The organism is Phyllobacterium sp. SL163 (genome assembly GCF_049896885.1).
In the GTDB taxonomy this organism is placed as follows: domain Bacteria; phylum Pseudomonadota; class Alphaproteobacteria; order Rhizobiales; family Rhizobiaceae; genus Phyllobacterium; species Phyllobacterium calauticae.
Window position 1 is genome coordinate 17,399 of sequence record NZ_JAFCVE010000003.1, and the last position, 24,387, is coordinate 41,785.

At 60.0% G+C, this 24,387-nt stretch carries 33 protein-coding genes and 1 pseudogene; 20 read left to right on the forward strand and 14 right to left on the reverse strand.

The genetic code is table 11. The annotated features are described in order from the left end of the window. Nucleotides 1-57 precede the first annotated feature (57 nt). Nucleotides 58-405: a DUF6105 family protein gene (locus ACP7B1_RS06830; RefSeq protein WP_346307013.1), complete on the forward strand. Its 348-nt coding sequence runs from the start codon at nucleotides 58-60 to the stop codon at nucleotides 403-405. Here the strand turns inward: ACP7B1_RS06830 and ruvX are convergent. Continuing rightward, entirely contained in the window at nucleotides 375-869 is a 495-nt protein-coding gene (gene ruvX / locus ACP7B1_RS06835; RefSeq protein WP_346307014.1) for a Holliday junction resolvase RuvX, read from the reverse strand. The genes ACP7B1_RS06830 and ruvX overlap by 31 nt on opposite strands. 129 nt (nucleotides 870-998) lie before the next feature. Between ruvX and ACP7B1_RS06840 the strand changes: the two genes are divergently transcribed. The 10 genes from ACP7B1_RS06840 (at nucleotide 999) to ACP7B1_RS06885 (ending at nucleotide 9,235) form a co-directional block, all read left to right on the forward strand. Further along, complete coding sequence (locus ACP7B1_RS06840; protein ID WP_223615155.1) at nucleotides 999-1,703, forward strand: metal-dependent hydrolase; 705 nt, start codon at nucleotides 999-1,001, stop codon at nucleotides 1,701-1,703. 69 nt (nucleotides 1,704-1,772) lie between these two features. Next, nucleotides 1,773-3,365 (forward strand): hypothetical protein, encoded by a 1,593-nt coding sequence (locus ACP7B1_RS06845; protein ID WP_403173354.1) that lies wholly within the window; start codon nucleotides 1,773-1,775, stop codon nucleotides 3,363-3,365. Nucleotides 3,366-3,455: 90 nt separating this feature from the next. Next, nucleotides 3,456-3,743, forward strand: coding sequence for an Asp-tRNA(Asn)/Glu-tRNA(Gln) amidotransferase subunit GatC (gene gatC, locus ACP7B1_RS06850; protein ID WP_223615153.1), 288 nt, complete (start codon nucleotides 3,456-3,458; stop codon nucleotides 3,741-3,743). A gap of 9 nt (nucleotides 3,744-3,752) precedes the next feature. After that, the gene (locus ACP7B1_RS06855; RefSeq protein ID WP_346307126.1) at nucleotides 3,753-4,235 is read left to right on the forward strand and encodes a GNAT family N-acetyltransferase; all 483 of its coding nucleotides are present in this window, start codon (nucleotides 3,753-3,755) and stop codon (nucleotides 4,233-4,235) included. A gap of 12 nt (nucleotides 4,236-4,247) precedes the next feature. Beyond that, complete coding sequence (gatA, locus tag ACP7B1_RS06860; protein WP_346307125.1) at nucleotides 4,248-5,729, forward strand: Asp-tRNA(Asn)/Glu-tRNA(Gln) amidotransferase subunit GatA; 1,482 nt, start codon at nucleotides 4,248-4,250, stop codon at nucleotides 5,727-5,729. After that, nucleotides 5,720-6,199, forward strand: a complete 480-nt coding sequence (locus ACP7B1_RS06865; RefSeq protein WP_346307124.1) for a GNAT family N-acetyltransferase — start codon at nucleotides 5,720-5,722, stop codon at nucleotides 6,197-6,199. Before gatA ends, ACP7B1_RS06865 begins: the two co-directional genes overlap by 10 nt. 9 nt (nucleotides 6,200-6,208) lie before the next feature. Next, the gene (locus tag ACP7B1_RS06870; RefSeq protein ID WP_346307123.1) at nucleotides 6,209-7,003 is read left to right on the forward strand and encodes a YdcF family protein; all 795 of its coding nucleotides are present in this window, start codon (nucleotides 6,209-6,211) and stop codon (nucleotides 7,001-7,003) included. Beyond that, complete coding sequence (locus ACP7B1_RS06875) at nucleotides 7,003-8,181, forward strand: NAD(P)/FAD-dependent oxidoreductase (protein WP_426136891.1); 1,179 nt, start codon at nucleotides 7,003-7,005, stop codon at nucleotides 8,179-8,181. The genes ACP7B1_RS06870 and ACP7B1_RS06875 overlap by 1 nt, the downstream gene beginning before the upstream one ends. A gap of 12 nt (nucleotides 8,182-8,193) precedes the next feature. After that, on the forward strand, nucleotides 8,194-8,934 hold the full coding sequence (locus ACP7B1_RS06880; protein ID WP_346305685.1) for a GNAT family N-acetyltransferase: 741 nt from the start codon (nucleotides 8,194-8,196) through the stop codon (nucleotides 8,932-8,934). Between the two features lie 121 nt (nucleotides 8,935-9,055). Next, nucleotides 9,056-9,235, forward strand: a complete 180-nt coding sequence (locus tag ACP7B1_RS06885; protein WP_346305684.1) for a hypothetical protein — start codon at nucleotides 9,056-9,058, stop codon at nucleotides 9,233-9,235. A 437-nt stretch (nucleotides 9,236-9,672) separates the two neighbouring features. Here the strand turns inward: ACP7B1_RS06885 and ACP7B1_RS06890 are convergent, their stop codons facing one another. Beyond that, nucleotides 9,673-9,828: a hypothetical protein gene (locus tag ACP7B1_RS06890; RefSeq protein ID WP_346305683.1), complete on the reverse strand. Its 156-nt coding sequence runs from the start codon at nucleotides 9,826-9,828 to the stop codon at nucleotides 9,673-9,675. 90 nt (nucleotides 9,829-9,918) lie between these two features. Beyond that, nucleotides 9,919-11,451: an acyl-CoA carboxylase subunit beta gene (locus ACP7B1_RS06895; protein WP_346305682.1), complete on the reverse strand. Its 1,533-nt coding sequence runs from the start codon at nucleotides 11,449-11,451 to the stop codon at nucleotides 9,919-9,921. A gap of 178 nt (nucleotides 11,452-11,629) precedes the next feature. On the opposite strand from ACP7B1_RS06895, the gene ACP7B1_RS06900 reads away from it, so the two are divergent. Beyond that, entirely contained in the window at nucleotides 11,630-12,712 is a 1,083-nt protein-coding gene (locus ACP7B1_RS06900; protein ID WP_426136824.1) for a YjgN family protein, read from the forward strand. A 1-nt stretch (nucleotide 12,713) separates the two neighbouring features. Further along, nucleotides 12,714-13,772 (forward strand): M48 family metallopeptidase, encoded by a 1,059-nt coding sequence (locus ACP7B1_RS06905; RefSeq protein WP_346305681.1) that lies wholly within the window; start codon nucleotides 12,714-12,716, stop codon nucleotides 13,770-13,772. A 2-nt stretch (nucleotides 13,773-13,774) separates the two neighbouring features. On the opposite strand, the gene ACP7B1_RS06910 is transcribed toward ACP7B1_RS06905, so the two are convergent. The 5 genes and pseudogenes from ACP7B1_RS06910 to ACP7B1_RS06930 form a co-directional block, all read right to left on the reverse strand. Then, entirely contained in the window at nucleotides 13,775-14,245 is a 471-nt protein-coding gene (locus ACP7B1_RS06910) for an SRPBCC family protein (RefSeq protein WP_346305680.1), read from the reverse strand. Next, nucleotides 14,235-14,585 carry an ArsR/SmtB family transcription factor gene (locus ACP7B1_RS06915; protein ID WP_346305679.1) on the reverse strand — a complete coding sequence of 117 codons (351 nt, stop codon included), beginning with the start codon at nucleotides 14,583-14,585 and terminating at the stop codon, nucleotides 14,235-14,237. Before ACP7B1_RS06915 ends, ACP7B1_RS06910 begins: the two co-directional genes overlap by 11 nt. A gap of 70 nt (nucleotides 14,586-14,655) precedes the next feature. Further along, nucleotides 14,656-14,889 (reverse strand): annotated as a pseudogene (locus ACP7B1_RS06920) (helix-turn-helix domain-containing protein); the annotation flags it as partial. A 1-nt stretch (nucleotide 14,890) separates the two neighbouring features. Then, on the reverse strand, nucleotides 14,891-15,124 hold the full coding sequence (locus tag ACP7B1_RS06925; protein WP_346305677.1) for a helix-turn-helix transcriptional regulator: 234 nt from the start codon (nucleotides 15,122-15,124) through the stop codon (nucleotides 14,891-14,893). 33 nt (nucleotides 15,125-15,157) lie between these two features. Then, the gene (locus ACP7B1_RS06930) at nucleotides 15,158-15,394 is read right to left on the reverse strand and encodes a hypothetical protein (protein ID WP_346305676.1); all 237 of its coding nucleotides are present in this window, start codon (nucleotides 15,392-15,394) and stop codon (nucleotides 15,158-15,160) included. Nucleotides 15,395-15,532: 138 nt separating this feature from the next. Between ACP7B1_RS06930 and ACP7B1_RS06935 the strand changes: the two genes are divergently transcribed. After that, nucleotides 15,533-15,736 carry a hypothetical protein gene (locus tag ACP7B1_RS06935; protein WP_346305675.1) on the forward strand — a complete coding sequence of 68 codons (204 nt, stop codon included), beginning with the start codon at nucleotides 15,533-15,535 and terminating at the stop codon, nucleotides 15,734-15,736. Nucleotides 15,737-15,759: 23 nt separating this feature from the next. On the opposite strand, the gene ACP7B1_RS06940 is transcribed toward ACP7B1_RS06935, so the two are convergent. Further along, nucleotides 15,760-16,074, reverse strand: a complete 315-nt coding sequence (locus ACP7B1_RS06940; protein WP_346305674.1) for a BrnA antitoxin family protein — start codon at nucleotides 16,072-16,074, stop codon at nucleotides 15,760-15,762. Between the two features lie 251 nt (nucleotides 16,075-16,325). Beyond that, nucleotides 16,326-16,766: a VOC family protein gene (locus ACP7B1_RS06945; protein WP_223615134.1), complete on the reverse strand. Its 441-nt coding sequence runs from the start codon at nucleotides 16,764-16,766 to the stop codon at nucleotides 16,326-16,328. A 332-nt stretch (nucleotides 16,767-17,098) separates the two neighbouring features. Here ACP7B1_RS06945 and ACP7B1_RS06950 point away from each other — a divergent pair, with 332 nt between their 5' ends. The 5 genes from ACP7B1_RS06950 (at nucleotide 17,099) to ACP7B1_RS06970 (ending at nucleotide 20,571) form a co-directional block, all read left to right on the forward strand. Then, a complete protein-coding gene (locus tag ACP7B1_RS06950; RefSeq protein WP_223615133.1) occupies nucleotides 17,099-17,680 on the forward strand; it encodes a cold-shock protein in 582 nt (193 codons plus the stop codon). 8 nt (nucleotides 17,681-17,688) lie between these two features. Beyond that, nucleotides 17,689-18,201 (forward strand): DUF192 domain-containing protein, encoded by a 513-nt coding sequence (locus tag ACP7B1_RS06955; RefSeq protein ID WP_346307598.1) that lies wholly within the window; start codon nucleotides 17,689-17,691, stop codon nucleotides 18,199-18,201. A 202-nt stretch (nucleotides 18,202-18,403) separates the two neighbouring features. Further along, nucleotides 18,404-19,174, forward strand: a complete 771-nt coding sequence (locus ACP7B1_RS06960; RefSeq protein WP_346307597.1) for an alpha/beta fold hydrolase — start codon at nucleotides 18,404-18,406, stop codon at nucleotides 19,172-19,174. Nucleotides 19,175-19,433: 259 nt separating this feature from the next. Further along, nucleotides 19,434-20,258 (forward strand): serine O-acetyltransferase, encoded by an 825-nt coding sequence (gene cysE / locus ACP7B1_RS06965; RefSeq protein WP_223615130.1) that lies wholly within the window; start codon nucleotides 19,434-19,436, stop codon nucleotides 20,256-20,258. Between the two features lie 106 nt (nucleotides 20,259-20,364). Then, on the forward strand, nucleotides 20,365-20,571 hold the full coding sequence (locus tag ACP7B1_RS06970) for a DUF3126 family protein (protein WP_105733161.1): 207 nt from the start codon (nucleotides 20,365-20,367) through the stop codon (nucleotides 20,569-20,571). A 43-nt stretch (nucleotides 20,572-20,614) separates the two neighbouring features. On the opposite strand, the gene ACP7B1_RS06975 is transcribed toward ACP7B1_RS06970, so the two are convergent. Next, nucleotides 20,615-21,340, reverse strand: a complete 726-nt coding sequence (locus tag ACP7B1_RS06975; protein ID WP_346307596.1) for a hypothetical protein — start codon at nucleotides 21,338-21,340, stop codon at nucleotides 20,615-20,617. 151 nt (nucleotides 21,341-21,491) lie between these two features. Here ACP7B1_RS06975 and ACP7B1_RS06980 point away from each other — a divergent pair, with 151 nt between their 5' ends. Next, nucleotides 21,492-22,019 (forward strand): gamma carbonic anhydrase family protein, encoded by a 528-nt coding sequence (locus ACP7B1_RS06980; protein ID WP_346307595.1) that lies wholly within the window; start codon nucleotides 21,492-21,494, stop codon nucleotides 22,017-22,019. Between the two features lie 12 nt (nucleotides 22,020-22,031). Here the strand turns inward: ACP7B1_RS06980 and ACP7B1_RS06985 are convergent, their stop codons facing one another. The 3 genes from ACP7B1_RS06985 to ACP7B1_RS06995 form a co-directional block, all read right to left on the reverse strand. Further along, complete coding sequence (locus ACP7B1_RS06985) at nucleotides 22,032-22,649, reverse strand: transglutaminase-like cysteine peptidase (RefSeq protein ID WP_403173460.1); 618 nt, start codon at nucleotides 22,647-22,649, stop codon at nucleotides 22,032-22,034. A 285-nt stretch (nucleotides 22,650-22,934) separates the two neighbouring features. Beyond that, nucleotides 22,935-23,543 (reverse strand): PilZ domain-containing protein, encoded by a 609-nt coding sequence (locus ACP7B1_RS06990; protein WP_346307594.1) that lies wholly within the window; start codon nucleotides 23,541-23,543, stop codon nucleotides 22,935-22,937. 103 nt (nucleotides 23,544-23,646) lie between these two features. After that, on the reverse strand, nucleotides 23,647-24,276 hold the full coding sequence (locus ACP7B1_RS06995) for a PAS domain-containing protein (RefSeq protein ID WP_346307593.1): 630 nt from the start codon (nucleotides 24,274-24,276) through the stop codon (nucleotides 23,647-23,649). Nucleotides 24,277-24,387 lie beyond the last annotated feature (111 nt).

The window sequence follows — 24,387 nt, forward strand, 5'->3', positions numbered from 1 at the left end:
CCTCGTGATTTCACGGGGTTACACAACCGCCACCGTCTTCCCCGCTAGGAGAAATGAATGCGCAGCTTCCTGATATTCTGGGCAGGCCCGTTAAGCTTTCTGTGGGGTTGGTATTTTCTGTCGTACTACGATCTGAGCATGGGGATGTACTTCTTCAGCCGTGAAATGCACGATCTGGTCTTCACCATTTACGGCAATATTCTCGGGATCGCGCCGGAGAGCATTCCGCCGCTTGTCGCCCGTGCCTGCATCGTCGATACGGGGCTGGTTTTCTGCCTGATCGCCTTCCGCCGCCGCAAGCAGATCATCGCCTGGGTCAAGGTGTGGCGGGCAAACCGTGCCGCCGCCGCGGCATCGGCCAATACGGCGCTGGCCTATTCGAAGGAATTGCCGTCCGCGTCCTGACGCAGGCTCTGCAGGCGGTCCAATGCCCCTTGCAGGATGAACGCCGCCGCAGCGGAATCGATCCGCTCGGCGCGTTTTTGCCGTGATACATCCATGCCGATCAGCGCGCGCTCGGCCGCAACCGTCGATAGACGCTCGTCCCAGTAGACGAAGGGCAGGTCGGTCAGCTTTTCCATGTTGCGCACGAAGGCGCGGGTGGCCTGCACGCGCGGGCCTTCGCTGCCGTCCATATTGACCGGCAGGCCGATGACGATGGCACCGACATTGTCGCTTTTCAGCGCCTTCAGCAGATCCTGCGCGTCGTGGGTGAACTTGCTGCGCTTGAGCACCGGGCGCGGATTGGCAAAGGAAAAACCCCGGTCTGAAATGGCGATGCCGATAGTTTTCGTGCCCAGGTCGAGCCCCGCGACGGTCTGGCCGTCGGCGACACGATCTTCGAGCTGTTCAATGGTCAGAACCGTCAAGGGTGTTTCCTGCACTTGAATTGGCTGGCGAAAGGCCGTTGTATTTCGCCGTTGTAATTCGAATGAATGTCACATAGCTGCAATAGACGGTTGTGGCGAGCAAAGACTGACAATGGAAGGGAAAACCCCATGAAGATTACCTGGCTTGGCCATTCGGCCTTTCGCATTGAAATCGCCCAGAGCACGATTCTGATTGACCCTTTCCTCAACGGCAATCCGGGTGCGCGCGGTGTCGACCCGAAGGAAGCGACACGCGGCGCCACCCACATCATCCTGACGCACGGTCATGGCGATCATGTCGGCGATACCGCCGCCATTGCCAAGGATACGGGCGCGGTGGTGATCGGCAATGCCGATCTGGTGACCTGGCTCAACAACCGCGGTGTCGCCCGGGTCGATCCAACCAATACCGGCGGGACCGTATCGCACAATGGCTTTACCGTGACCTATGTCAACGCGCTGCATTCCTCGGCACAGATCACCGAGGATGGCGTGTCGCATTCGCTGGGTTCGGCCAATGGCGTCGTGCTGCATTTCGACAATGAGCCGACGCTCTATCACATGGGCGATACGGACATCTTCTCCGACATGGCGCTGGTCAACGAACTGCACCAGCCGGAGATCGGCATCGTGCCGATCGGCGACCGCTTCACCATGGGCGGTGCCGTCGCCGCATTGGCAACGCAGCGCTATTTCAAATTCGCCAGGGCGATCCCATGCCATTACGGCTCGTTCCCGATCATCGACCAGACCGCCGACAAATTTGTCGCCGCGATGGAAGGCAGCAAGACGCAGGTCTTTGTCGCCGGGACAAATGATCAGTTTACGGTTTGAGTTTGGGTTGCTAAAGCCGTTGTGATTTTGGTCGTCACCACGACGATAGGCTGAGCTATTGGAGGTATTGTGCGTAAACTATTCCTGATTTCCTGCGTCATGGCGTTGTCGACACCGGCTTTCGCCCAGACAATCGATGCCAAGGGCGCCGATGAGCTTGCCAATACCCTGTCGAAATATGTCGGCAAGACCGCACTCAGCAACGGCATTCTCAAGGTAACGCCGGAGGCCGACGGCTACCGCGTTACCTTCAGCACCGATGCTTTCCTCAAAACCATGCCGAAGCAGGACCTGCTGAAGGGCAGCCTGGGGGATTACAGCATCCTGACCAAGCCGCTGGCCGACGGAACATGGAATGTGACATCGGGCAATATACCTGCGGCGGCCTTCGACGTGAGCGGGCCCAAGGGCCCAGAGTCGTTCCATTGGTCGGTTGATGGCGGCAGTTGGACCGGACTGTTCGATCCGAAGATCGGCACGTTCTCGACCTCGACCTTCGCCTATGATGCGTTCAAGCTGTCGCTGAAGTCGGCGGAACAGGATATCGACGCCAGTGCCAGCGGGGCAAAGGGGCAGATGCTTGCCAAGGCCGCTGCATCGGGCGGCATCGATATCAACATGACGCAATCCCTCGCAAATTTCAGCGAAACGATCGTCACGAAGCTCCCCACGCCTGATGCGGCCTCCGAAGAAGGCGAAGCAGCCAAGACCGAAACGCCGGCTGCCGGTGAACCAGTGAAGGTGACGCTGCGCAGCGGCGAACTCGGCAGCGTTGCCGAGGGCAAGGGCTTCCGCAACCGGGAGCTCCTGGACCTGTGGGCATTCGTCGTCGCCCATATGGACGAGAAGAAGCTCAACAAGGCCGGACAGGACGAGCTCAAGCTGAAGCTGCGGGCGGCCCTGCCGCTCTGGGACAAGCTCAAGGGCGAGTACCATTTCAAGGACTTCAACGTTGAAACGCCGCTGGGCAATTTCGCCGCCCAGAACATTTCGCAGGAAACCAACCTCGACGGCATCAGCAAGGATGGCGCCTATCACTACGCCATGCGCACCAATGGCCTGAAATATCCGGCCCTGCCGATCCCCGAATGGGGTGTGCCTTTCCTTCCGACCGATGTGGAACTGGTCATCGGGACGGCCGGTGTCGATCTCGATACGGTCGTCAAGGGCGCCATCGACGATATGGACCTGAACCGCGACAAGGTTCTCTCCGAGGAATTTGAAGCGGCAACGGCCGCCCAGTTCCTGGTTGCGCCGCCCAAGCTGGTGATTTCGAAGAGCCTGGTGCGCACCGCCGACGCGGAGCTGACGGTCGAAGGCGAGATGACCTTTGCCGGCCTGAAGCCTGCAAGTCACACCACCTGGGAAATGGCCGGTTTTGACAAGGTTGTCGAGCGCCTGAACAAGGCGGCGGAAACCGACGCCGAAATCCAGAATTACATCACCTTCGTCAAGCTGGCGAAGGATTTCGGTACGGAAGTCGACGGCGGACGGATCCGGTGGGTCGTCGATCAGCAGGCCGACGGTTCCGTTGCGATCAATGGCAATCCCGTGAAAGGTCCGGACCCGGTTGTTGAACCCGGCAGCGAGGATGTCATCGACGTACCTGCACCCGATGATGAAGAAGACAATCCGGATGCGCAGGCGGACAAGGCGCAGTAATCGGCGCCCGGCATGCCGACTTGTCCGTTGCGCTTGCCCGCAACGGACACTATAGCTGCTTGATCAAGAATTGAATTTTCGGGAATCCCAATGTCTGTCGATATTTCCACCGTCAAACGCGTTGCGCGTCTTGCCCGTATTGCCGTGAGTGAGGATGATGCGACCCGCATGACCGGCGAACTGAATGCCATCCTCGGTTTCGTCGAACAGCTGAACGAAGTCGATGTGGCGGGTGTCGAGCCCATGACATCGGTCACACCCATGGCCATGAAGAAGCGCCGGGACGTCGTCAATGACGGCGGCAAGGCAGCCGATATCGTTGCCAATGCGCCGGTCACCGAAGAGAATTTCTTCGTCGTTCCGAAAGTGGTGGAGTAAGGCGCAGCCATGACGATCACGGTCGCCATCGAAACGCCCCTGCAGGATGACGTCCGCGCCCTTGTGGATGCGCTGAATGCGCATCTTCTGCCGCTGTCGCCGGTCGAATTCCAGTTCAAGATGACGGTGGAAGAGATGGCGGGCGACGACACCACGGTGTTCATCGCCCGCGACGAAACCGGACAGGCGGTGGGCTGCGGTGCGCTCAAGCAGCATGACGCGGAAACCGGCGAGATCAAGCGCATGTTCACCCTGCCGTCCGTGCGCGGCAAACGCGTCGGTTCGATCCTGCTCGAGGCCATAACCGGGCTCGCCCGCGACAAGGGCATGTCCCGGCTTGTGCTGGAGACGGGCGTCGGCCCCGGATTTGACGCGGCATGGCGGCTGTATGAGCGTTCCGGCTTCACCCGCTGCGGTGCGCTCCTCGATTATCCGGATTCGGAACACAGTGCATTTTACGAAAAGCGGCTCGCCCTCGCGCCAGCCCAATAAACAGGACTTGATATGACCGATCTGACCGCTCTCACCATTGCCGAGGCGCGCGACCAGCTGAAAGCCAGGGCGATCACCGCCACTGAGCTGACCAGTGCCTATCTCAAGGCAATCGAGACTGCGAACGGGGCCCTGAACGCCTATATCGCCGTCACGCCGGAGAAGGCGCTTGACATGGCCAAGGCATCCGATGCCCGTCTGGCTGCAGGCAAGGCCGGTGCGCTGGAAGGCATACCGCTGGGTATCAAGGACCTGTTCGGCACCGAAGGCATCCACACGCAGGCCTGTTCGCATATTCTCGACGGCTTCAAGCCGCATTATGAATCCACCGTCACCTCCAACCTGTGGGCCGATGGCGCCGTGATGCTCGGCAAGCTCAACATGGATGAGTTTGCTATGGGCTCGTCCAACGAAAGCTCCTATTACGGTCCGGTGAAAAACCCGTGGCGCGCCAACGGCTCCAATGCCGATCTGGTGCCCGGCGGTTCGTCCGGCGGCTCGGCCGCTGCGGTCGCCGCCCGCCTGTGCGCCGGTGCGACGGCCACCGATACCGGCGGTTCCATCCGCCAGCCCGCCGCCTTCACGGGTACCGTCGGCATCAAGCCGACCTATGGCCGCTGCTCGCGCTGGGGCATTGTCGCCTTCGCCTCGTCGCTGGACCAGGCCGGACCGATTGCCCGCGATGTGCGCGATGCGGCGATCCTGCTCAAATCCATGGCCTCGGTCGATACCAAGGACACCACATCGGTCGATATCGCCGTTCCCGATTACGAATCCATCATCGGCAAGCCGCTGACCGGCCTCAAGATCGGCATTCCCAAGGAATACCGTGTCGAGGGCATGCCGGAAGAGATCGAAAAGCTCTGGCAGCAGGGCATTGCCTGGCTGAAGGACGCCGGTGCATCCATCGTCGATATCTCGCTGCCGCACACGAAATACGCGCTGCCGGCCTATTACATCGTGGCCCCGGCGGAAGCCTCGTCGAACCTTGCCCGCTATGACGGCGTGCGTTACGGCCTGCGCGTGCCGGGCAAGGATATTGTCGACATGTATGAAAGGACCCGCGCCAGCGGTTTCGGCGACGAGGTCAAGCGCCGCATCATGATCGGCACCTATGTGCTGTCAGCCGGTTATTACGACGCCTATTACCTGCAGGCGCAAAAGGTCCGCACCCTGATCAAGAAGGATTTCGAGGACGTCTTCCATGCCGGTGTCGATGCGATCCTGACACCCGCAACCCCGTCGGCAGCCTTCGGCATCGCCGATCAGGATCTGGCGTCCGATCCGGTGAAAATGTACCTGAACGACATTTTCACGGTCACGGTCAACATGGCGGGGCTTCCCGGCATCGCCGTGCCTGCCGGACTGGACAGCCGGGGCCTGCCGCTCGGCCTGCAGCTGATCGGACGCCCGTTCGACGAGGAAACCCTGTTCCAGACCGCCTATGTCATCGAACAGGCCGCAGGCAGGTTCAACGCGCCGAAATGGTGGTAATCAGGCCTGCCACGCAAGCCGACATCGCGGCACTGGCCGCGGTCGGCTCACGGGCCTGGGCTTCGAATATCTTTTCGTTCGAACCGGAACTGCCCGGCATGCGCGCGCATGTCGAGCGTGCCTACCAAGCCTTTGCCGAGGAACATTTTGCCCGCGTGCTGGTTGCCGAGGCGGATGGTGTCATTCTCGGCTGGGGCGCGCGCGAAAAGAACGATGACTACATCTCGGATATGTGGGTCGATCCCGGCCATCAGGGGCAGGGCATCGGTTCGCTCCTGCTCAAGGCGTTGAAAGCCGACATTGCCGCGGCGGGATATGCAAACGCCCGGCTTGAATCCCATGCGCGCAATGCGGGTGCCATACGCCTGTATGAGCGCGAGGGCTTTGAAATCGTGCACCGGAGCCTCGAATGGTCGGAGAGCCTCGAACGCGAGATCGAGAAGGTCAAAATGCTGGCGAACCTGACGTAGGAACTTTCAATGTTTTTCTTTGTTTCCAAGGTGTTCTGGTTCGTTGCTCAACCCTTGAATTTTTCCATTCTGCTGATGGGCCTCGCATTTTTTGCCGTGTGGTTCTCCTGGCGGCGCATGGCGATGACCGCATCCGCCGGGGCATTTCTGATCCTGGGGCTGGCCGTCTGGAGTTCGCTGGGCGCGCTTCTCATGCATCCGCTGGAAGACCGGTTCCAGCGCCCGTCGCCCGCACCGTCGCATGTCGATGGCATCATCGTCCTTGGCGGCGGTTTCGAAGGCGGGGTCAATCTGGTGCGCGGCGGCTACGAGCTCAATGCCAGCGGTGACCGCTTCGTTGAAACGGCGGTGCTGGCGCGGCGTTACCCCGAGGCAAAGGTTGTGGTCACCGGCGGCGGCGGCACGCTGGTGCTGGAGGGCGAGGGCGATGCCGCCACGGCGCCGCGCCTGTTGACGGCGCTCGGCGTTGCCGCCGACCGGCTGGTTCTCGAAAATGAATCGCGCAACACCTACGAGAATGCCCAGTTCACCAAAAAGCTGCTCGACATCAAACCCGGCGAGACGTGGCTGCTCGTCACGTCAGCCTTCCACATGCCCCGTTCGGTCGGGCTGTTCCGCAAGGTGGGCTTCAACGTGGTGCCGTGGCCTGCCGATTACCGCACGTCCGGCATCGAGTATCCCGGATTTGCCCAGGACAACCCGATCGATTCCCTGCAGAACCTGACGATCGTTCTGAAGGAATGGGTCGGGCTTTTCGCCTATTGGGCGACCGGCCGCACCGATGAACTGTTGCCGTCGCCATGATGAAGCAGGTGGACGTTCTCATTATCGGGGCGGGCGCTGCAGGCATGATGTGCGCTGTCGAGGCGGGCAGGCGCGGCCGCTCGGTTCTCATTGTCGATCACGCCAAGGCGCCCGGCGACAAGATCCGCATTTCCGGCGGCGGGCGCTGCAATTTCACCAATCTCAACGCCGCCCCGCAGAACTACATCAGCAAAAACCCGCATTTCTGCATTTCCGCGCTGCGCCGCTATACCCAGCGCCATTTCATCGCGCTGGTCGACCGCTATGGCATCGCCTGGCATGAAAAGACGCTGGGCCAGCTGTTCTGCGACGGTTCGGCCAAGCAGATCATCGATCTGCTGGTCACGGAGATGAAACAGGCCAATGTCGAGCTGCGGTTGCAGACGGTGGTGGAGTCCATTGAAGCAACGGCGGATGGCTATACCGTTGCGCTGTCCGGCGAGCGCGTGCGCTGTACCTCGCTGGTGGTCGCCTGTGGCGGCAAATCCATTCCCAAAATGGGTGCAACCGGCTTTGGCTACGATGTTGCCAGACAGTTCGGCCTGGCGCTGACCGACATCCGCCCGGCGCTGGTGCCGCTGACCTTCGATGACAACACGCTGGCGCCGCTGAAACCCCTGTCCGGTATTTCCGTCGATGCCGTCATCAGCCACGGCAAGACAAAATTTGCCGAAGCCATGCTCTTCACCCATCGCGGTCTCAGCGGCCCGTCGATCCTGCAGATATCGTCCTATTGGCGCGAGGGCGACACGATCAGCGTTGCCATGCTGCCGGGCGTCAAAATTCTTGACGCGCTGCGCGCCGCCCGTGCGCGCAATGGGCGGCAGGCGCTGCAGACAGCCCTGTCGGAGCTTCTGCCGAAGCGGCTGGCGCAGTTGATCGCCGAAAACAGCGGCATCCACAGCCATCTCGCCGATGTCTCCGACAAGCAGTTGCTCGGCGTCGAGAAGGCCATCAATGAATGGCAGGTCAAGCCCGCCGGGTCCGAAGGCTACCGCACGGCGGAAGTCACGCTGGGCGGTGTCGACACGGACGGGCTCGACCAGAAGACGATGGAAGCCAAATCCGTCAAGGGTCTCTACTTCATCGGTGAAGTGGTCGACGTGACGGGATGGCTCGGCGGCTATAATTTTCAGTGGGCCTGGTCATCCGGCTGGGTGGCAGGGCAGGCGGTTTAGGAGAAAGCAGTGATGGATGATCTGAACTGGCGTGTCGAGGAAGCGTGTTTCAATGCGTGGCCATCGCCGCGGCAGGTTCTGCATGGCGGATGGCTGATGCGGTTTTCCGGTGGCGGCGTTCGCCGCACCAATTCGGTCAACCCTTTGCGCGGACCGCGCGCCGAACCCGCCGGCGTGATCGATGCGGCGGAAAAACTCTATGGCGCGCTCGGCCGCGACTACATTTTCCGGGTACCGACCATCGCCGATGAAATGGAGTCGCATCTGGTCGAGCGCGGTTACCGCTTCGAGGGCGGCAGCACGGTTCTGCATTGCGACCTGCGCCGCCATCGCCCAGGCGGCGCTGCTGCCGTCGAACTGTCGCGCGAGATGACGCCGGGCTGGTCGCGTGACGGCAAGCGCATCTCCGGCTGGTCGGATGATGAGCAGGCGGTTTTCACCGATATGATCGCCTCCATCGTCTTGCCAAAGGCTTTTGCGTCCGTCACCATGGACGGCCGGATCATCGCCAAAGCCTATGGTGCCATCAGCAACGGCCTGCTGGTGCTGGAATCCGTCGCCACCGATGCGGATTACCGCAAGCGCGGCTATGGCCAGCGGGCGGTTGGAACCTTGCTCGACTGGGCGCGGGACGAAGGCGCCGAGGGTGCCTGTCTGCAGGTTCTCACCGACAATCAGCCGGCGCGGGCGCTCTATGCCTCGCTGGGTTTTGACCGCGAACTGCACAGCTATCACTATCGCCGGAAACCATAGTCGGCAAGAATCTCCGGCAATGCCGTTAATCGAATTGCCTGATGCCGGGAAACCTGCTTCCCTGACGGCACAGCGTGTCTGTTGAAGCCGCTGTGCAGTCAAACTGGGAGGGAAGACAGCCATGTGGATCAAACTGACCGACGTCAACGGCGATCTCATCACACTCAACTTTGCCCATGTCGTATCGTTCAACCCTTACGGGACGGGAACGCACATCGTGACCGTCACCGCTGGCCTGACCTTCTTCGTCAAGGAAACGATTGACCAGATCCAGCGCAAGGTCGGCATCGAGTCCATCTAGGCCGCCACACGATCACCCCGGTTGCAAAGCCCTTGGTGCGTGGTTCGACAAGCTCACCATGAGGGATGTGGTTTGACTGCAATGCCAATCGCAGGCGTTGCAGAATATCGCTCCCTGCAATCCACGACCTCCCTCATGGTGAGCTTGTCGAACCACGCACCACAACTATGCACTCAGCCTCTGCCACGCCTGTTGCGTTAACCATAAGAGCGGGATCATCCCGGCCGAAACGGGCTTTTACTGTTGTTTCATAGTGTAATATTTACGTGATATTTACGGACGGGGAACCTTTTTACGATTTGTTGGTTTTATTCAAACGAGAGTCAAAATCGGATACAAATAGTGATTTGTTAAATCGTTTGAATTTTCTTAATGTCACAATGCATCCGAAATACAGACGCATGCTGAAACAGGATTATTCTCTTGGCGAGAGTAGTTTAACTAGAGGTGTGAACAATGCTAACAATAAATAAAGAAACGTCGTCGCCGTCTGAAGCACGTGTCATCAAAATGCCGAAGGTCGGCGTGAAGTCGAGCGCGACAATGGTCAAGGCCGCCGCCAAATTGGCAGAGCCATGTGACAAGCGCACCATTTCGCAGATCCTTCGCGAATCCAGCGGCGGCTTCAGCTTCCGCCGTTAATTCCCCGATATTCTTTTTGTCTTGAATACCGATATCCCGCCCTAAAGCGGGATATTGTCATGTTTCTTCCAGGGATTTTCGAGATCCTTGTTGCGCAGCATGCGCAGTGCCCGTGAAACCCGCTTGCGCGTGGAATGGGGCATGATCACCTCATCAATGTACCCACGCTCGGCCGCCACGAACGGCGACAGGAAGCGATCCTCGTAGCGCTTCGTGTGCGCCGCGATTTTCTCCGCATCGCCAATATCCTTGCGGTAGATGATTTCCACCGCGCCCTTGGCACCCATCACAGCGATCTGCGCCGACGGCCAGGCATAGTTGATGTCGCCGCGCAGATGCTTGGAGGCCATCACGTCATAGGCACCGCCATAGGCCTTGCGGGTGATGATGGTGATCTTCGGCACCGTTGCCTCCGCATAGGCGAACAAGAGCTTGGCGCCATGCTTGATCAGGCCGCCATATTCCTGCGCCGTGCCGGGGAGGAAGCCCGGCACGTCGACGAACGTGACGATGGGAATGTTGAAGCAGTCGCAGAAGCGGACGAAGCGCGCCGCCTTGCGCGAGGCATCGCTGTCCAGCACGCCCGCCAGAACCATCGGCTGGTTGCCGACGATGCCGACGGTGCGGCCCTCGACGCGGCCGAAGCCGACGACGATGTTTTTGGCAAAGCTTTCCTGGATCTCGAAAAAGTCGGCCTCATCAACGGTTTTGCGGATCAGTTCCTTGATGTCGTAGGGCTTGTTGGCATTGTCCGGCACCAGCCGGTCGAGCGAGTAATCCGGCTCGTCCGTGTCCTGGAAACATTCGATCTCGGGAATATCGGCGGTGTTGGATGCCGGGAGGAAATCAATCAGGCGGCGCATCTGCAACAGGGCGGCCACGTCATTGTCATAGGCGCCGTCGGCAATCGACGATTTGGTGGTGTGGATCGACGCGCCGCCCAGCTGCTCGGCCGTCACCGTTTCATTGGTCACGGTCTTCACCACATCCGGCCCGGTGACGAACATGTAGGACGTGTCGCGCACCATGAAGATGAAATCCGTCATGGCGGGGGAATAAACGTCGCCGCCCGCACACGGTCCCATGATCACCGAAATCTGCGGGATGACGCCGGACGCAAGCACGTTGCGCTGAAAGATTTCCGCATAGCCGCCGAGCGCCGCCACGCCTTCCTGAATGCGCGCGCCGCCTGCATCGTAAAGCCCGATCACAGGCGCGCGGTTGCGCAGGGCCATGTCCTGGATTTTCTGCACCTTTTCCGCATGCGCCTCGGACAGCGAGCCGCCGAACACGGTAAAATCCTTGGCGAAGACGAAAACCGTGCGCCCGTTGATGGTGCCCCAGCCGGTCACGACGCCATCGCCGGCAAATTTTGTCTCTTCCATGCCGAAATCGGTGGAACGGTGTTCGACGAACATGTCGAACTCCTCGAAGGAGCCTTCGTCGAGGAAAATGTCGATGCGCTCGCGCGCCGTCAGCTTGCCGCGCTTGTGCTGGGCCTCGATCCGCGCCCTGCCGCCGCCCTCCCGCGCAATGGTCCTGCGGCGCTCCAGCTCGATCAGCACATCCTTCATGGCATCCTCCTCATTGTGACATTTCTGATATCAGGACAAACCCGCCTGCGAAAGCGGTTTGTCGGCGATATCAAACGGCCGTCGCGGCGAAATTCCGGTCGCGTGATTGCTATCCCGTCCCAAGTCGGGCTAAGCCTGTTCCTGGAGTCCTGTCGGACAAAACTGTTTCGGGGGAAACATGGAAGGCTCGCCACAACCACGGTTCGGCCGTCCGGCTGAATATACCGGTCACCGGTTTGCGTTCTCCGGCACCGCCAAGGAATATTTCGGAATCTGGATCGTCAATGTACTGCTGACGATTGTGACGCTCGGCATCTATTCCGCCTGGGCAAAGGTGCGGCGCAATCGCTATTTCTACGGCAATACCAAACTGGCCGATGGCCGGTTCGATTATCATGCCCGGCCGAAGCAGATTCTGATCGGCCGCATCCTCGTTGTCGGCTATCTCATCCTCTACAATATACTGCTCCGGTTTTCGCCGCTCCTCGGCGGGCTGCTCGGCCTGGTGTTCATCGCCGCGATCCCCTGGCTGATTGCGCGCGGCCTGCGGTTCAGCGCCCGCGTTACCAGCTACCGCAATGTGCGCTTCGATTTCACCGGAGGTTATTGGGGTGCGGTCAGGGCTTTCTTCCTCAGCAGCCTTGTGGCGGGGATTTCCTTTGGCCTGCTCGCGCCCATCGCCAGCCGGTGGACCTTGCGCTACACGCTCGGCAACCTGCGCTATGGCGGCAAGGTGTTTTCGCCGGACCCGACGATCGGCGCGCTTTATCGCGTCTGGGTTTTACCTGCCGTACTCACGGTTGCCGGGCTTTTTCTTTTCGGAATTCTGATCGCCGGCGCATCGGCCGGGCTTGCAGCAATGAAGGCGGAGGCTTCGAGCGGCGAAGTGGCATTCATTCTGCTCATATATCTTCTGTTCGTGCCCGTGCTGCTGATCTATGCCGTCACGGGACTGCTCTATTCCGCCGGCATACGCAACGCCGGTCTGAGTGCCACGACATTCGATGACAGGCACTATCTCTATTCGGACATGCCGCGCTGGACCTATGCCTGGGTGATGATTTCCAATCTGGTTGTCACCATCGTCACTCTCGGGCTGATGCGGCCCTGGGCCGCCGTCCGGCTGGCGCGCTTCCACGCGGACTATACGGCCATTGTCTTTGACGGCGATGTCGGCGAGATTTTCTCGGATATCAAGGACAGCGGTTCGGCTGTCGGTTCGGAATTCATGGATATCGAAGGTATCGACTTTGGCTTCTGACATGGGAAAACTGACGACAGGTCTCTGGTACCGCGAAGGATCGAGCGCGGGCCGGGGCGCCAGTCTGGTTTTCGCCGACGATGCCGTATCCGTCGTTGCCGTGGACGGAACGGTCCTGTCCGCCGCCGCCTTCGATCAGATCGGCATCAGCGACCGTGTCGGGTCGATACCGCGGCGCCTGACCTATCCCGACAGAACCAGTTTCGAGACGATGGACAATGACGCCATCGATGCGCTGGTGGCGGCGCAGAAGGGGCGCAGCGCCGGGTGGGTGCACCGGCTGGAGCGGTTCCATCCCCGGCTGCTGGTGCTTGTCCTCCTGACCTTCGTCTTCGCCTTCTCGATCTACCGCTTTGCCTTGCCCGCGCTGGTCGAAGTCGCCGTCGTGGTGACGCCACCGGTTGTCCCCGCCCTCATGTCGAAAGGGACGCTGCAAACGCTCGACACGACGGTTTTCTCGCCCAGCACGTTACCGGATGCCGACAAGGTCAAGCTGAATGAGGGCTTCGGCAAACTCGCGGCCAAATCCAGCCTCGGCGCTGGCGGTTTCAACCTGAATTTTCGCGATGGCGGCATCATCGGCCCCAATGCCTTCGCCTTGCCGGACGGGACGGTCGTCATCACCGACCAGCTGGTCAGGCTGGCGGATGGCGACACGGACATGCTGCTCGGCGTGCTTGCCCATGAAATCGGCCATGTGGAGCTGAAACACAGCCTGCGCCAGCTCTACCGCGCCGCCGGGGTTGCCGGGCTGATCATGCTGATCGGCGGCGATATCGGCGGCAGCACCCATGACGTGCTGGTGCAGGGCGGTGGTTTGCTGGCCTTGTCCTATTCACGCGCCGACGAAAGCGCCGCCGACCGGCACAGCGTCGAATTGATGCAGAAGGCCGGTTTTGATCCCGCGGCCATTGCCCGCTTCTTCGCGCTGGTGGAAGACAAGCTCGACGACCACAGCCCCACCAGCATGCTGCAAACCCATCCCGGTACGCCCGAGCGGCGGAAAATGGTGCTCGACTATGCCGGGGCGTTGAAGGCGAGGGCCGGGACGGCTAAATAGGGTCAGGCCAGTCGCTGGACGAAGGCCGCCAGCTGGCCGATGGCGGTGCCCCAGCCCTCGTCGAATCCCATTTCATCATGCTTGCGGGCGTCGGCGGCGTCCTTGTGCAGGACGCGCGAGGCGTAGCGGGTGCCGCTGCCCTCAGCTTCGAAGGTGATGATCGCGGTCAGGGCCAGCCAGGGTTCGGCCGGTTTCCAGCCGCCGGTCATGACCGTGGTGAACACCAGTTTCGCTTCCGGCACGATCTCCAGGAAACAGCCGTCGACGTGCGGCTGGAAATCGCCGCCGTCCTCGCGCATGCGCGTCTCGAACGCGCCGCCGGGGTGAAGGTCAAGCTTGACCACCTTGCATTCGATGGGGGCGGGTATCCACCATTTCGCCAGATGCTCCGGCGTGCTCCAGGCCTTCCAGACGAGGGCGGGCGGCGCCTTGATGAAACGCGCAATCGTCAGTTCGGATGGGTCAACCGGCATCTTCCGCACTCCCGTTCATCTGGGTTTCGACATAATCGGCCAGCCGGTCCGCCCGGCCCTGCCAGAGGGCCCGCTGCTCGGCGAGCCAGCTTTCGGCGGCCGCGAGCCTTTCGGTATCCACCCAGCAGGTGCGCACGCGGCCGATCTTTCTGGAATGGATCAACCCGTCGGCCTCAAGCACCCGCAGGTGTTTCATGAAGGAGGGCAATCCCATGGCAAAGGGTTCCGCCAGTTCCTTGACCGGGGCGGGGCCCCGGGTCAGGCGGCTGACCACGGCCCGGCGGGTGGGGTCGGCGAGGGCGTGAAAGGCGGCATCCAGCGATATCTGATAGTTTTCCATATGGAGAACTATAGTAAAAAGTTTTCCATTTGGCAAACTGTTTTAGGTGCAGAAGTGAAATGCGCTAATCCGCCAGCCGGACACCGGCGCCGCCGGCGCGCTCGGTGCCCTTGTCGAGAAAGACCACCCCAGCCGCCGTCAAGGCGTCCTTGAGATCGTCAAGCGTCCGGTCATAGGGGACGCGTTTGCCGGTTTCGAAGGTTGCAATGGTCGCCGGCGCAACCTTTGCCACCTCCGCAAGCTTGGATTGCGACCAGCCAATCAGGGCGCGTGCAGCACGGCACTGTGCGGGGGAGAGTGTCACTCTATTTCAGCCTGACACCCGGCCCGCCATCGACGGTCTGGCCATCGGCGAGGAAGATCACGGACTTGGCTTCAAGCGCCGCTTGAATAGCCCGCAAAGTGGACGCCTTGGGGTCGGCCAGACCGCGTTCGATATTGTTGAGACCGGTTGTCGACAGGCCAGCCAGCGTTGCAAGCCCTGCCTGGGTCAGACCCAGCATCGCTCGTGCACCGCGTATTTGTTCAGGAGTAATCATGGCTTGGTAACCAGTTTTCTACTTGTCAGTGGCTTATTGCTTCCGGAGCCGTACGCCCGGCTGGCCATGATTGAGAAATTCGACGCCCGCTTCCTCAAGCACGCGCATGACAGCCCGTATCTTGTCGAGGCCGCTTGTCAGCACGGCAGGGCCTTTCTTCTCCATGGCGCTGATCGTATTGATGTTCAGGCCTGCACCCTTTGCGAGGGTTGTTTGATCCATATCAACAAGCGCGCGCGCCGCGCGAAGCTGGTTTCCCGTCGTTAGCAATGCGTTCTCCTAATACTATTTTACTAGTAATAATTCATAGTTTATTATTGACTGCAATGCAGATGCAAAACATAATTTGTTACTATTAAATCGTAATGCCCAGATTGCAAAGAATCATCAACCCACCGAGACTCCCTCATGAGCAGTCGATCAACCCAGCTGGTGGATGCCAGCAATCTGCTGATTGAACTCAAGAACCTTGTCGAAGTGCTGTGCATGGCCGCGTCCGATATCCACGATGAGCGGCAGCAATGCGCAATCCAGTGCATTTGCGATATTGCCGATGAGCGGATTGCCGCAATCAATGCGGCGCTGGACGATGTGCGCCAGGAGCCGGTTTGAATCCATCCGCAGCGGGCGGATGATTATTTCACCTTGGCCTGTTTGAGGGCGTCGTTGATGCGGCTCTGCCAGCCTTTGCCCGTGGCCTTGAATTTTGCCAGGACATCAGGGTCGAGCCGCAGGGTGACCGGCGTCTTGGTCACGGCCAGAGGCGGGCGGCCACGCGCGGCGATCTCTTTGTCGATTTCGCGGGCGAGTTCGGGAAACACCTCCCTGAACGGCCGCATCTGCTGCATTTCGTCCTTGGTCAGTTCCGGACTGTCGACGGCCTCCCAGTCTTCTCTGGTATAGCCGCGACCCGGTTGGAATGCTTTCTGCAATTCGCGTTTGACAGCCATCAGATCAGCTTCCTTTCCTTCCGGTCGCCATTTGCAAGGCGTGCGGTGCGTGGTTCGACAAGCTCACCATGAGGGACGACGAGGAGTGCAAGAAACTCTATTCTGCAACATTTCTGATTGGCTTGGCAGCTATCATTTCGGCTAACTTTACAGCCCACTTTCCTCATGGTGAGCTTGTCGAACCACGCACCTTGCATGAAGCACCATCCATCACCGCCGCCTCTCAGGCGGCGGTGACATCGGCATAAAATTTACCAGCTGCCGGTGTTTTGCATCGACAACCAGGGTTCCTGCGGCGGCAGCGGTGCGCCTTTCTGCAGGATTTCGATAGAAATGCCGTCGGGCGAGCGGACGAAGGCCATGTTGCCGTCGCGGGGCGGGCGGTTGATGATGACGCCGCTGTCCTGCAACTTCTGGCAGGTGGCGTAGATGTTATCGACGACATAGGCGAGGTGACCGAAATTGCGCCCGCCCGTATAGGTTTCCGGGTCCCAGTTGTAGGTCAGTTCCAATTCCGGCGCCCGTTCGGCCACGGCGCGGCCCTTGTCATCGGGAGCGGCCAGGAAAATCAGCGTGAAACGGCCTTTTTCGTTTTCCGTACGCCGAATTTCCTCAAGGCCGAATTTGTTGCAGTAGAAATCCAGCGATTCATCGATATCGCGGACGCGGACCATTGTGTGAAGATAGCGCATCGTTTTCCCTTGATGTGTGCGTCAGTGTATGAAAGGCGGCAGCAACCGGACGATTGCCCCGGGCAATTGTGCAATTGCCCGGGGCAATCGTATCATTGCCCCGGGGCGATCACGCGATCGCCGGGCTAGGCGCCTACATCTTTTTGGTAACATTATTTTCATGACGCCACAAATTGACAGGCTTACAACGGGTGGTTGAACCGGTCATCACAAGATTTGCACCTGTTTTTCAACAAAAACAGCCAGATGATACTTGCCCTCATCCATTGGACAGGTGTTATTCTGACTCCAGAGAATCAGTGGTTGCTTTCAGGAGAGGAGGGGCTCGCTTCATGTCAGACAGACCAGTATCAGCCCGGCATTCCCCCGATGATGAACAATTAGCCGATGGCCTCGACCTCATCGAGGTTTCGGGCGCTATCAAATGGTTCGATGTCGCCAAGGGATATGGCTTTGTGATCCCTGACAATGCTGATCTGCCTGATATCCTCCTGCATGTGACCTGCCTGCGCCGCGACGGCTTCCAGACCGCGCTCGAAGGCGCGCGTGTCGTGTGCGAAGTCAAGCAGGGCGAGCGCGGCATGCAGTGCTTCCGCGTGCTTTCGATGGACAGTTCCACCGCCGTTCACCCGACCGAACTGCCGCCGGTGCGCACCCATGTCACCGTCACGCCGTCGAGCGGTCTCGAGCGCGTTCTGGTCAAGTGGTTCAACCGTACCAAGGGCTTTGGCTTTCTTACCCGCGGCGAAGGCACCGAGGATATCTTTATCCACATGGAAACCCTGCGCCGCTTCGGCCTGACCGAACTGCGTCCGGGACAGGTGGTGCTGGTCCGCTTCGGCAATGGTGACAAGGGCCTGATGGCTTCGGAAATTCACCCGGATATCGGCACGCAGCTGCCGGCATCCCACTAAGACATCCCATGAACAGGCTATTGCGCGGGTGCCGGTCTTTGCTGATCGGCCTTCTTGCGCTGGTCCTTGCCACATCGGCCGTGCCCGCCGCCGATCAGCAGCCGATGCATCTGCCCATCGATGCGGCGCCGCTGGTGATCAACACCGCCAGGGGCGATGTTCCCTTTCAGGTGGAGGTGGCCGATACCGACGAGGAGCGCGAGCGGGGATTGATGTTCCGCACCGACCTTAAGGACAACAGCGCCATGCTGTTCGTGTTCGAGGACAGCCGTCTCGTCACCATGTGGATGGAGAATACCCCTTCGGCGCTCGACATGATTTTCCTCGATGAAAACGGCCGTGTGTCGGCGATTCGCGCCAATGCGGTGCCGTTTTCCCGGACGACGATTTCCTCCGGCGGTCCCGCGCGGTTCGTCATCGAAGTCAAGGCGGGCACGGCCCGGCGGCTCGGCGTTGCGGTCGGCGACAAGGTCCGCCACCCCGCGATTGCCGCGGTCTGCGGCACCTGCACCAAAAAATAGGCTGCATACGCGTGGTTCGTGGTTCGACAAACTCACCATGAGGGAGGTGGAGGATTGCAGGGAGCTATATTCTGCAACCCATCAGATTGGCCTTGCGCCAAACCACCTCCCTCATGGTGAGCTTGTCGAACCACGCACGATGACCCATAGCATTGCGCCTTGTTTCCAGGAAAAAAGCCCCTTACCATTTTTGACCAGATCAATGAGTCCCGACCCCATGCAGTTTTTTGAGAATGATGGATTGAAGCTCGCCTATCTCGATGAGGGCGCGGGCGAACCGGTCCTGCTGATCCACGGCTTTGCCTCGTCGCACTTCTACAATTGGGTGCAGCCCGGCTGGGTGCCGGCCCTGACCGCCGCCGGCTACCGGACCATCGCCATCGACAATCGCGGCCACGGCCAGTCGGACAAGCCGCACGAGAAATCGCTGTATACGCCGACCCTGATGGCCGGGGATGCCGCGGCCCTGCTCAGGCACCTCGGCATCGCGAAAGCCCATGTGATGGGCTATTCCATGGGCGCGCGCATCACCGCTTTCCTGGCGCTGGAACATCCCGAACTGGTGCACGACGTCATTTTCGGCGGGCTTGGCATCGGCATGGTGGAAGGCGCCGGCGACTGGAATCCCATCGCCGAGGCGCTGCTGGCGGAAGACGCCGAAACGGTGACGCATCCGCGCGGAAAAATGTTCCGCATGTTCGCCGACAAGACCAGAAGCGACAAGATCGCCCTGGCCGCCTGTGTCATCACCTCCAAGGAGGAAATCAGCGAAGCCAATATGGCGCGCATCACCCAGCCAGCGCTGGTTGCGGTGGGAACGAAGGACGACATCGGCGGCAACCCGCACCGGCTTGCGGCGCTGATGCCGCAGGGCGAAGCCATCGACATCCCCAACCGTGATCACATGCTGGCCGTCGGCGACAAGGTGTTCAAGGAAGCGGTGATCCGGTTCCTGAAAGCCCATCCGCTCTGACGGTGCGCGTAAACCGCAAGAAGATGTGTGGTGCGTGGTTCGACAAGCTCACCATGAGGAATGGAGTGGGCTGCAGGGAGCTCTATGCTGCAATGGTTCCGATGAGCGTTACAGCGCCAACGCCCCTCATGGTGAGCTTGTCGAACCACGCGCAAACCGTGACACTGTTTCAGCCCGGTGAATTTGGGGTGTCAACACATCGCTTTTGCCGTATGCTGGTGGCAACGCAAGACTATTGGCTGATTGCCTGGAGTAGGACATGTCCGCAAGCAACCCGATGAAAATGACCGGATCGGTCAAGCAGATGGATCCGATCTGGCTGTCCATCCGTGCCGAAGCCGAGGAAACCATCCGCCAGGAGCCGCTGCTGGCGACGTTCCTGTACACCACGATTCTCAACCACCAGTCGCTGGAGCAGGCGGTCATTCACCGCATTTCACAGCGGCTCGATCATCCGGATGTCGAGTCGGAACTGCTGCGCCAGACCTTTACCGCGATGATGGACGCCACGCCGTCCTGGTCGCAGATCCTGCGCGTCGACATCCAGGCCGTCTATGACCGCGATCCCGCCTGCACGCGGTTCATCGAGCCGATCCTTTATTTCAAGGGGTTCCAGGCGATCCAGACGCACCGGCTGGCCAACTGGCTGTGGAACGAGGGCCGCAAGGACTTTGCCCTCTACCTGCAGAGCCGCTCATCCTCCGTCTTCCAGACCGATATCCATCCTGCCGTGCCGATGGGGCAGGGCGTGTTCTTCGACCATGCCACCGGCATCGTCGTCGGCATGACCGCCGTCATCGAGGACAATGTGTCGATCCTGCAGGGCGTTACGCTCGGCGGTACCGGCAAGGAAACCGGCGACCGTCATCCGAAAATTCGCCACGGCGTGCTGATCGGCGCCGGGGCCAGCATCCTTGGCAATATCGAAATCGGCCATTGCTCGAAAGTTGCCTCCGGTTCCGTGGTGCTCAAGCCCGTGCCGCACAATGTCACCGTCGCCGGGGTTCCCGCCCGCGTCGTTGGCGAAACCGGCTGCGCCGAACCGTCCCGCGCCATGGACCAGCTCATCACCAATTTCGACTGAAACCGGGCGCTTCAGTGATTGAAACGAACATGCCGGCCCTTTACAGGGCCGGTTGCTGCATGCCACAAGCCCGCTTCACAATTTTGCATTCGACAGGAGAAACCGCGTGAAACCCGAAGAACTGAAAAAACTCGACAGCTATTTCAAGCGTACATTCAGAAACACGGAACTCACGGTAAAGGCCCGTCCCCGCAAGGACGATTCGGCTGAACTCTATCTTGGCGATGAATTTCTCGGCCTGATCTACAAGGATGAAGACGAGGGCGAACTGTCCTACAACTTCTCGATGGCCATTCTCGACATGGATCTCTAACGGTTAACGCCGTTTGGAATGGAAGTGCCGCCCGCATTCGGCGTCACTTCGGTGTCTTGAGATGGCCTTGCGCAAAGGCCAGGACCTTTTGCTCCAATTCCTGCCAGTTGGCGAGAAATTCGCGCGGGAATCGGTAGGTCAGCTGCAAATCCTCACCGATGAAAACATCCCTTTGGCAGGAGGCGAGGTTACTTTTCGACGTGGCCTCGTCGAGGCAGCGCGCGACAAAGAAGCTGCGGCCCTTGCTTTCCGGTGAGGAGACGAGCTGTTCACTGACGAAACCGCTGGTGGCGCGAAAGGTCTGGATGGTCAGGCCCGCCGGGCCTTTGATGCCGGGGCCGTCCGTCAACGTGCTGTAGACCGGACCGTAGCGGCCGGACATGTCGCGCGAGGTTGCACGTGGCTCAAACGTCAGGAAGAGCAGCGCCTTCTTTTCCCCCGCACCGTTGAAATCCCGGATGAATTCCGGCTGGTAGCCCTGCATGTCGGGCCAGTGCAGGTAAAGGTCAACCCGCTGCGCCACGCCGTCGCGCCGCTGCGCCCGGAAGCGGATGGTGTTGGCCGGCAGCGCCAGCACGCTGTTGCCGATCACCACCTCATGCACATCGGTGTCTTCCGTATGCCCGCCGAGGGAAATCGTATGGCCGAAATAATGCCCGGCAACGACAAGCCCGATGGTCAGGAGGGCGAGCGCCGCGACGCCATAGAAAATGCGCTGCAGAAAGGGGCTGCCCGTTATCGATTCCACGCGCTGTGCGGAAGCTTGCATCAACCTTCGGGTCCTGTTGCCTCGGTTGACAGGAAGGCTAACCTCAAAGTGCTGATTTATGGTTAACCACACGTGAAAGTTGTATTCGCATCGGCATCGCCAAGCGGGCGGCGGGTCGCTAAGCTGAGCGCAAGGAATCTGAGGAGGAACGATGCCCCTATTCACGCTCGACGGCCACGCGCCTGAATTTGAACACGGGAAATCGAACTGGATCGCGCCCGATGCGACGCTGGTCGGCAAGGTCTTTCTCGGTGAAAATGCCGGCATCTGGTTCGGTGCCGTTCTGCGCGGCGACAATGAACTGATCCATGTCGGCCGCAACACCAATGTGCAGGAACATACGGTGATGCACACGGATATGGGTTATCCCCTGACGATCGGCGAGGGCTGCACCATCGGCCACCGCGCCATGCTGCACGGCTGCACCATCGGCGAGAACACGCTGATCGGCATCGGCGCCATCATTCTCAACGGTGCGAAAATCGGCAGGAATTCGCTGGTGGGTGCCGGGGCGCTGGTGACGGAGCGCAAGGAGTTCCCCGACAATGCGCTGATTGTCGGATCGCCGGCACGGGTCATCCGCACGCTGGACGAGGCTGCCATCGAGCAGCTCCGGCTTTCCGCCGCCCATTATGTCGAGAACGCCAGGCGTTTCATGCGGGGGCTTGAGGTCAGCTGATCCTGTCCGGCATTATTTCCCGATGCTGCCGACCAGAACCTGGCGGTCGTCGGTGATGGACACCCATGCGCCGGTATAATGCGTCGACTGGCGCTTCAGATAGTCATAGCTCGTTTCGTTCCACGGCTTGATCTGCGGTTCCAGATTGTCGAGGACATAGTCGCCCCGGTCGGTGCGCACGGTCAGAACCGCATGGCCCTCGCCGTTCATCTGGCGCACAACGGTGATCAGCAGCGCGCTGACGGGCAGGCCGCGCTGCATCAGCATCCGGCGCTTGAGCAGCACATAGTCTTCGCAGTCGCCGACATTGCCGACCTTGTCGGGATAGCCCCAATATTCCTCGACGCCGTAGATTTCCATGTCGGTGGCCGGCTTGATATCCGTGTTGACCTGGGTGTTGACCTGAACCAGCTGCGCCCAGACTTTTGGCGTCAGGGACACCGGCGTGTCGCTGATGCTGCGGATGCGGCATTCGTCCTGGTAGATCTGGCAGAAATCGTAGTGGCCGATGGGCTGTGAAGTGCGCCCGCCGGTCTGCATCACCGTCGCCGTGGACCGCGCCGGGCCCGCCTGGGTGCCTATGCTCATCAACAGAAGGGCTGCGCCCGCAAGAATTATGCTTTTTATCATACCGTCGTCTCCCCGGTTGAGGTGACAATGACAGGGAGACCTTGATCTGACGGAAATCTGAAGCAGTAAATCTGAACAAAACGGGTAGCAAAAAATAAACTATCACCCGTTGCAAAGTATTATTGAATATTACTGTTTTGTTTAAAGCGTGAATTTCACAAAGTATACGAAGTATATTTCGGTTAAAGTTTGGTTTTTCTCGGAAGGTAATTATTTATGATCGCTTAAAGCGTGCTGCTGCATGGCTTGCACGCTGAAGTCATTTGGTAACCAAGCGAAGGATATTTAATTCTGCAGGGAGATTTCGATGGCTTCGCGGCTCTGGACCGTCGCGAACTCGATGGCAATGCCTTCCTCGAAATGGCGCACGACACGTCCGCGCATGGAGCCGAGAACGACCTGGCTGTGCAGGGCAGGGCGCATGCGGATTTCGACCGCCGCGCCGGAGATCGACAGATCGATGATGCGGCAGGGATATTCGCGGCCATCCGCCATGCCGAGCTTGGCAATGGGGTTGCGCGGCGCGATACGCTGGTGGCGCCGGTCTTCCGGCATGTCCAGCTCATGCTTGTTGGCAAGCCAGGTCAGCTGCGCCGCGATCTTGTTCTTCTTGCGCTCCGATGCGACGAGCGAAAGGTAAAAGCCGTTGCTGACGAGGCGCTCCACCGTGCCTTCGATGCGGCCGATATGATCGACATATGCGATGATGCGCTCGCCCGTGCCGGCCATGACTTCCGTGGTGAACAGGGCCTCGCCCGGCGACATTTCACTGATCTGGCCGACATGCTCGCTTCGGTCTTCCAGCATGAAGCGGCCGTAAAGTTCGACCTTCACGCGATGGAATTTTCCCGTCGTGGCGATAGTCTGGGTTGAATCGTCACGGGTCAGATGCATGAAGTGTGTCCGAAGGCTTAAAATGACTCTTTATCTCTGAAGATTAGAACACAAGTCTTAACGGCGATGTAACAGATGCAGATCTTGCTTAGGTTTTACTAACCTAATCCAAGATTTTCCCGCCGTCGAAGACCATGAGATGCCTGACCCGGCGGCTGCCATTGGGAGCAGGCAGGAGTATATTGGAAATCAGGGGCTTGTGATCTTCAGCCCGGACGCTGCCGGCAGGCATATTGGCTGGATTGCGCGGATCGATCATCGAGATGGACCGCAGGCTGTTTTCGATGATCGCGTCGGATTCCAGCCAGAACGGCTTGCCGGCCGGTGCGATCATGCCGAGCAGGTGCCGTTCATGCACCTCGTTGGCGAGGGGCAGCAGGATGAGGTTGAACAGCATCTTGCGCCCGCGGCTGCTCTTGCCCTCATAGGTCGACTGGACGACAGTCTTGCTGGTCAGGCTGCTGGCGACGATGCGCGCGATGACGGCCTTGTCCTTGGCCTGCCAGATGGAGCTGAAGCTCTGGCCTTTCAGTTCGCGGCCATAGATCGAGCAGATGCGCGTTCCCGCCAGCCGGAACCGCGCTTCGCCGGGGCCGCTGGCGCGCAGGATGAAGGTTTCGGACAGGCGCGAGCGGATGAGCGCGGGCGAAATCTCCCGCCGTTCCGGCGCTGCGCGGGTTCCGCGCAGATCGTTCCAGTAGGCGAAGATCTCGCTGGTTCCGTCGTGCCGCATATGCTGCTTCCTGTTGATATTCCGGTCTTGCGCCACGAACCAAGCACCACCCGCTGTCCACGAGCGCTGACTTTGGCACCGGCAGGCGGGAAGCGCCATTGGCGAAGCGGC

Bases quoted from the DNA above. Each gene is read 5' to 3' on its own strand.
- ACP7B1_RS06830 (WP_346307013.1), top strand. From the start codon at position 58: ATGCGCAGCTTCCTGATATTCTGGGCAGGCCCGTTAAGCTTTCTGTGG.
- ACP7B1_RS06840 (WP_223615155.1), top strand. From the start codon at position 999: ATGAAGATTACCTGGCTTGGCCATTCGGCCTTTCGCATTGAAATCGCC.
- gatC (WP_223615153.1), top strand. From the start codon at position 3,456: ATGTCTGTCGATATTTCCACCGTCAAACGCGTTGCGCGTCTTGCCCGT.
- ACP7B1_RS06855 (WP_346307126.1), top strand. From the start codon at position 3,753: ATGACGATCACGGTCGCCATCGAAACGCCCCTGCAGGATGACGTCCGC.
- gatA (WP_346307125.1), top strand. From the start codon at position 4,248: ATGACCGATCTGACCGCTCTCACCATTGCCGAGGCGCGCGACCAGCTG.
- ACP7B1_RS06865 (WP_346307124.1), top strand. From the start codon at position 5,720: ATGGTGGTAATCAGGCCTGCCACGCAAGCCGACATCGCGGCACTGGCC.
- ACP7B1_RS06870 (WP_346307123.1), top strand. From the start codon at position 6,209: ATGTTTTTCTTTGTTTCCAAGGTGTTCTGGTTCGTTGCTCAACCCTTG.
- ACP7B1_RS06875 (WP_426136891.1), top strand. From the start codon at position 7,003: ATGAAGCAGGTGGACGTTCTCATTATCGGGGCGGGCGCTGCAGGCATG.
- ACP7B1_RS06880 (WP_346305685.1), top strand. From the start codon at position 8,194: ATGGATGATCTGAACTGGCGTGTCGAGGAAGCGTGTTTCAATGCGTGG.
- ACP7B1_RS06885 (WP_346305684.1), top strand. From the start codon at position 9,056: ATGTGGATCAAACTGACCGACGTCAACGGCGATCTCATCACACTCAAC.
- ACP7B1_RS06890 (WP_346305683.1), bottom strand. From the start codon at position 9,828: ATGGTGCGCTTGTCACATGGCTCTGCCAATTTGGCGGCGGCCTTGACC.
- ACP7B1_RS06895 (WP_346305682.1), bottom strand. From the start codon at position 11,451: ATGAAGGATGTGCTGATCGAGCTGGAGCGCCGCAGGACCATTGCGCGG.
- ACP7B1_RS06900 (WP_426136824.1), top strand. From the start codon at position 11,630: ATGGAAGGCTCGCCACAACCACGGTTCGGCCGTCCGGCTGAATATACC.
- ACP7B1_RS06905 (WP_346305681.1), top strand. From the start codon at position 12,714: ATGGGAAAACTGACGACAGGTCTCTGGTACCGCGAAGGATCGAGCGCG.
- ACP7B1_RS06910 (WP_346305680.1), bottom strand. From the start codon at position 14,245: ATGCCGGTTGACCCATCCGAACTGACGATTGCGCGTTTCATCAAGGCG.
- ACP7B1_RS06915 (WP_346305679.1), bottom strand. From the start codon at position 14,585: ATGGAAAACTATCAGATATCGCTGGATGCCGCCTTTCACGCCCTCGCC.
- ACP7B1_RS06925 (WP_346305677.1), bottom strand. From the start codon at position 15,124: ATGATTACTCCTGAACAAATACGCGGTGCACGAGCGATGCTGGGTCTG.
- ACP7B1_RS06935 (WP_346305675.1), top strand. From the start codon at position 15,533: ATGAGCAGTCGATCAACCCAGCTGGTGGATGCCAGCAATCTGCTGATT.
- ACP7B1_RS06940 (WP_346305674.1), bottom strand. From the start codon at position 16,074: ATGGCTGTCAAACGCGAATTGCAGAAAGCATTCCAACCGGGTCGCGGC.
- ACP7B1_RS06945 (WP_223615134.1), bottom strand. From the start codon at position 16,766: ATGCGCTATCTTCACACAATGGTCCGCGTCCGCGATATCGATGAATCG.
- ACP7B1_RS06950 (WP_223615133.1), top strand. From the start codon at position 17,099: ATGTCAGACAGACCAGTATCAGCCCGGCATTCCCCCGATGATGAACAA.
- ACP7B1_RS06955 (WP_346307598.1), top strand. From the start codon at position 17,689: ATGAACAGGCTATTGCGCGGGTGCCGGTCTTTGCTGATCGGCCTTCTT.
- ACP7B1_RS06960 (WP_346307597.1), top strand. From the start codon at position 18,404: ATGAGTCCCGACCCCATGCAGTTTTTTGAGAATGATGGATTGAAGCTC.
- cysE (WP_223615130.1), top strand. From the start codon at position 19,434: ATGTCCGCAAGCAACCCGATGAAAATGACCGGATCGGTCAAGCAGATG.
- ACP7B1_RS06975 (WP_346307596.1), bottom strand. From the start codon at position 21,340: ATGCAAGCTTCCGCACAGCGCGTGGAATCGATAACGGGCAGCCCCTTT.
- ACP7B1_RS06980 (WP_346307595.1), top strand. From the start codon at position 21,492: ATGCCCCTATTCACGCTCGACGGCCACGCGCCTGAATTTGAACACGGG.
- ACP7B1_RS06985 (WP_403173460.1), bottom strand. From the start codon at position 22,649: ATGATAAAAAGCATAATTCTTGCGGGCGCAGCCCTTCTGTTGATGAGC.
- ACP7B1_RS06990 (WP_346307594.1), bottom strand. From the start codon at position 23,543: ATGCATCTGACCCGTGACGATTCAACCCAGACTATCGCCACGACGGGA.
- ACP7B1_RS06995 (WP_346307593.1), bottom strand. From the start codon at position 24,276: ATGCGGCACGACGGAACCAGCGAGATCTTCGCCTACTGGAACGATCTG.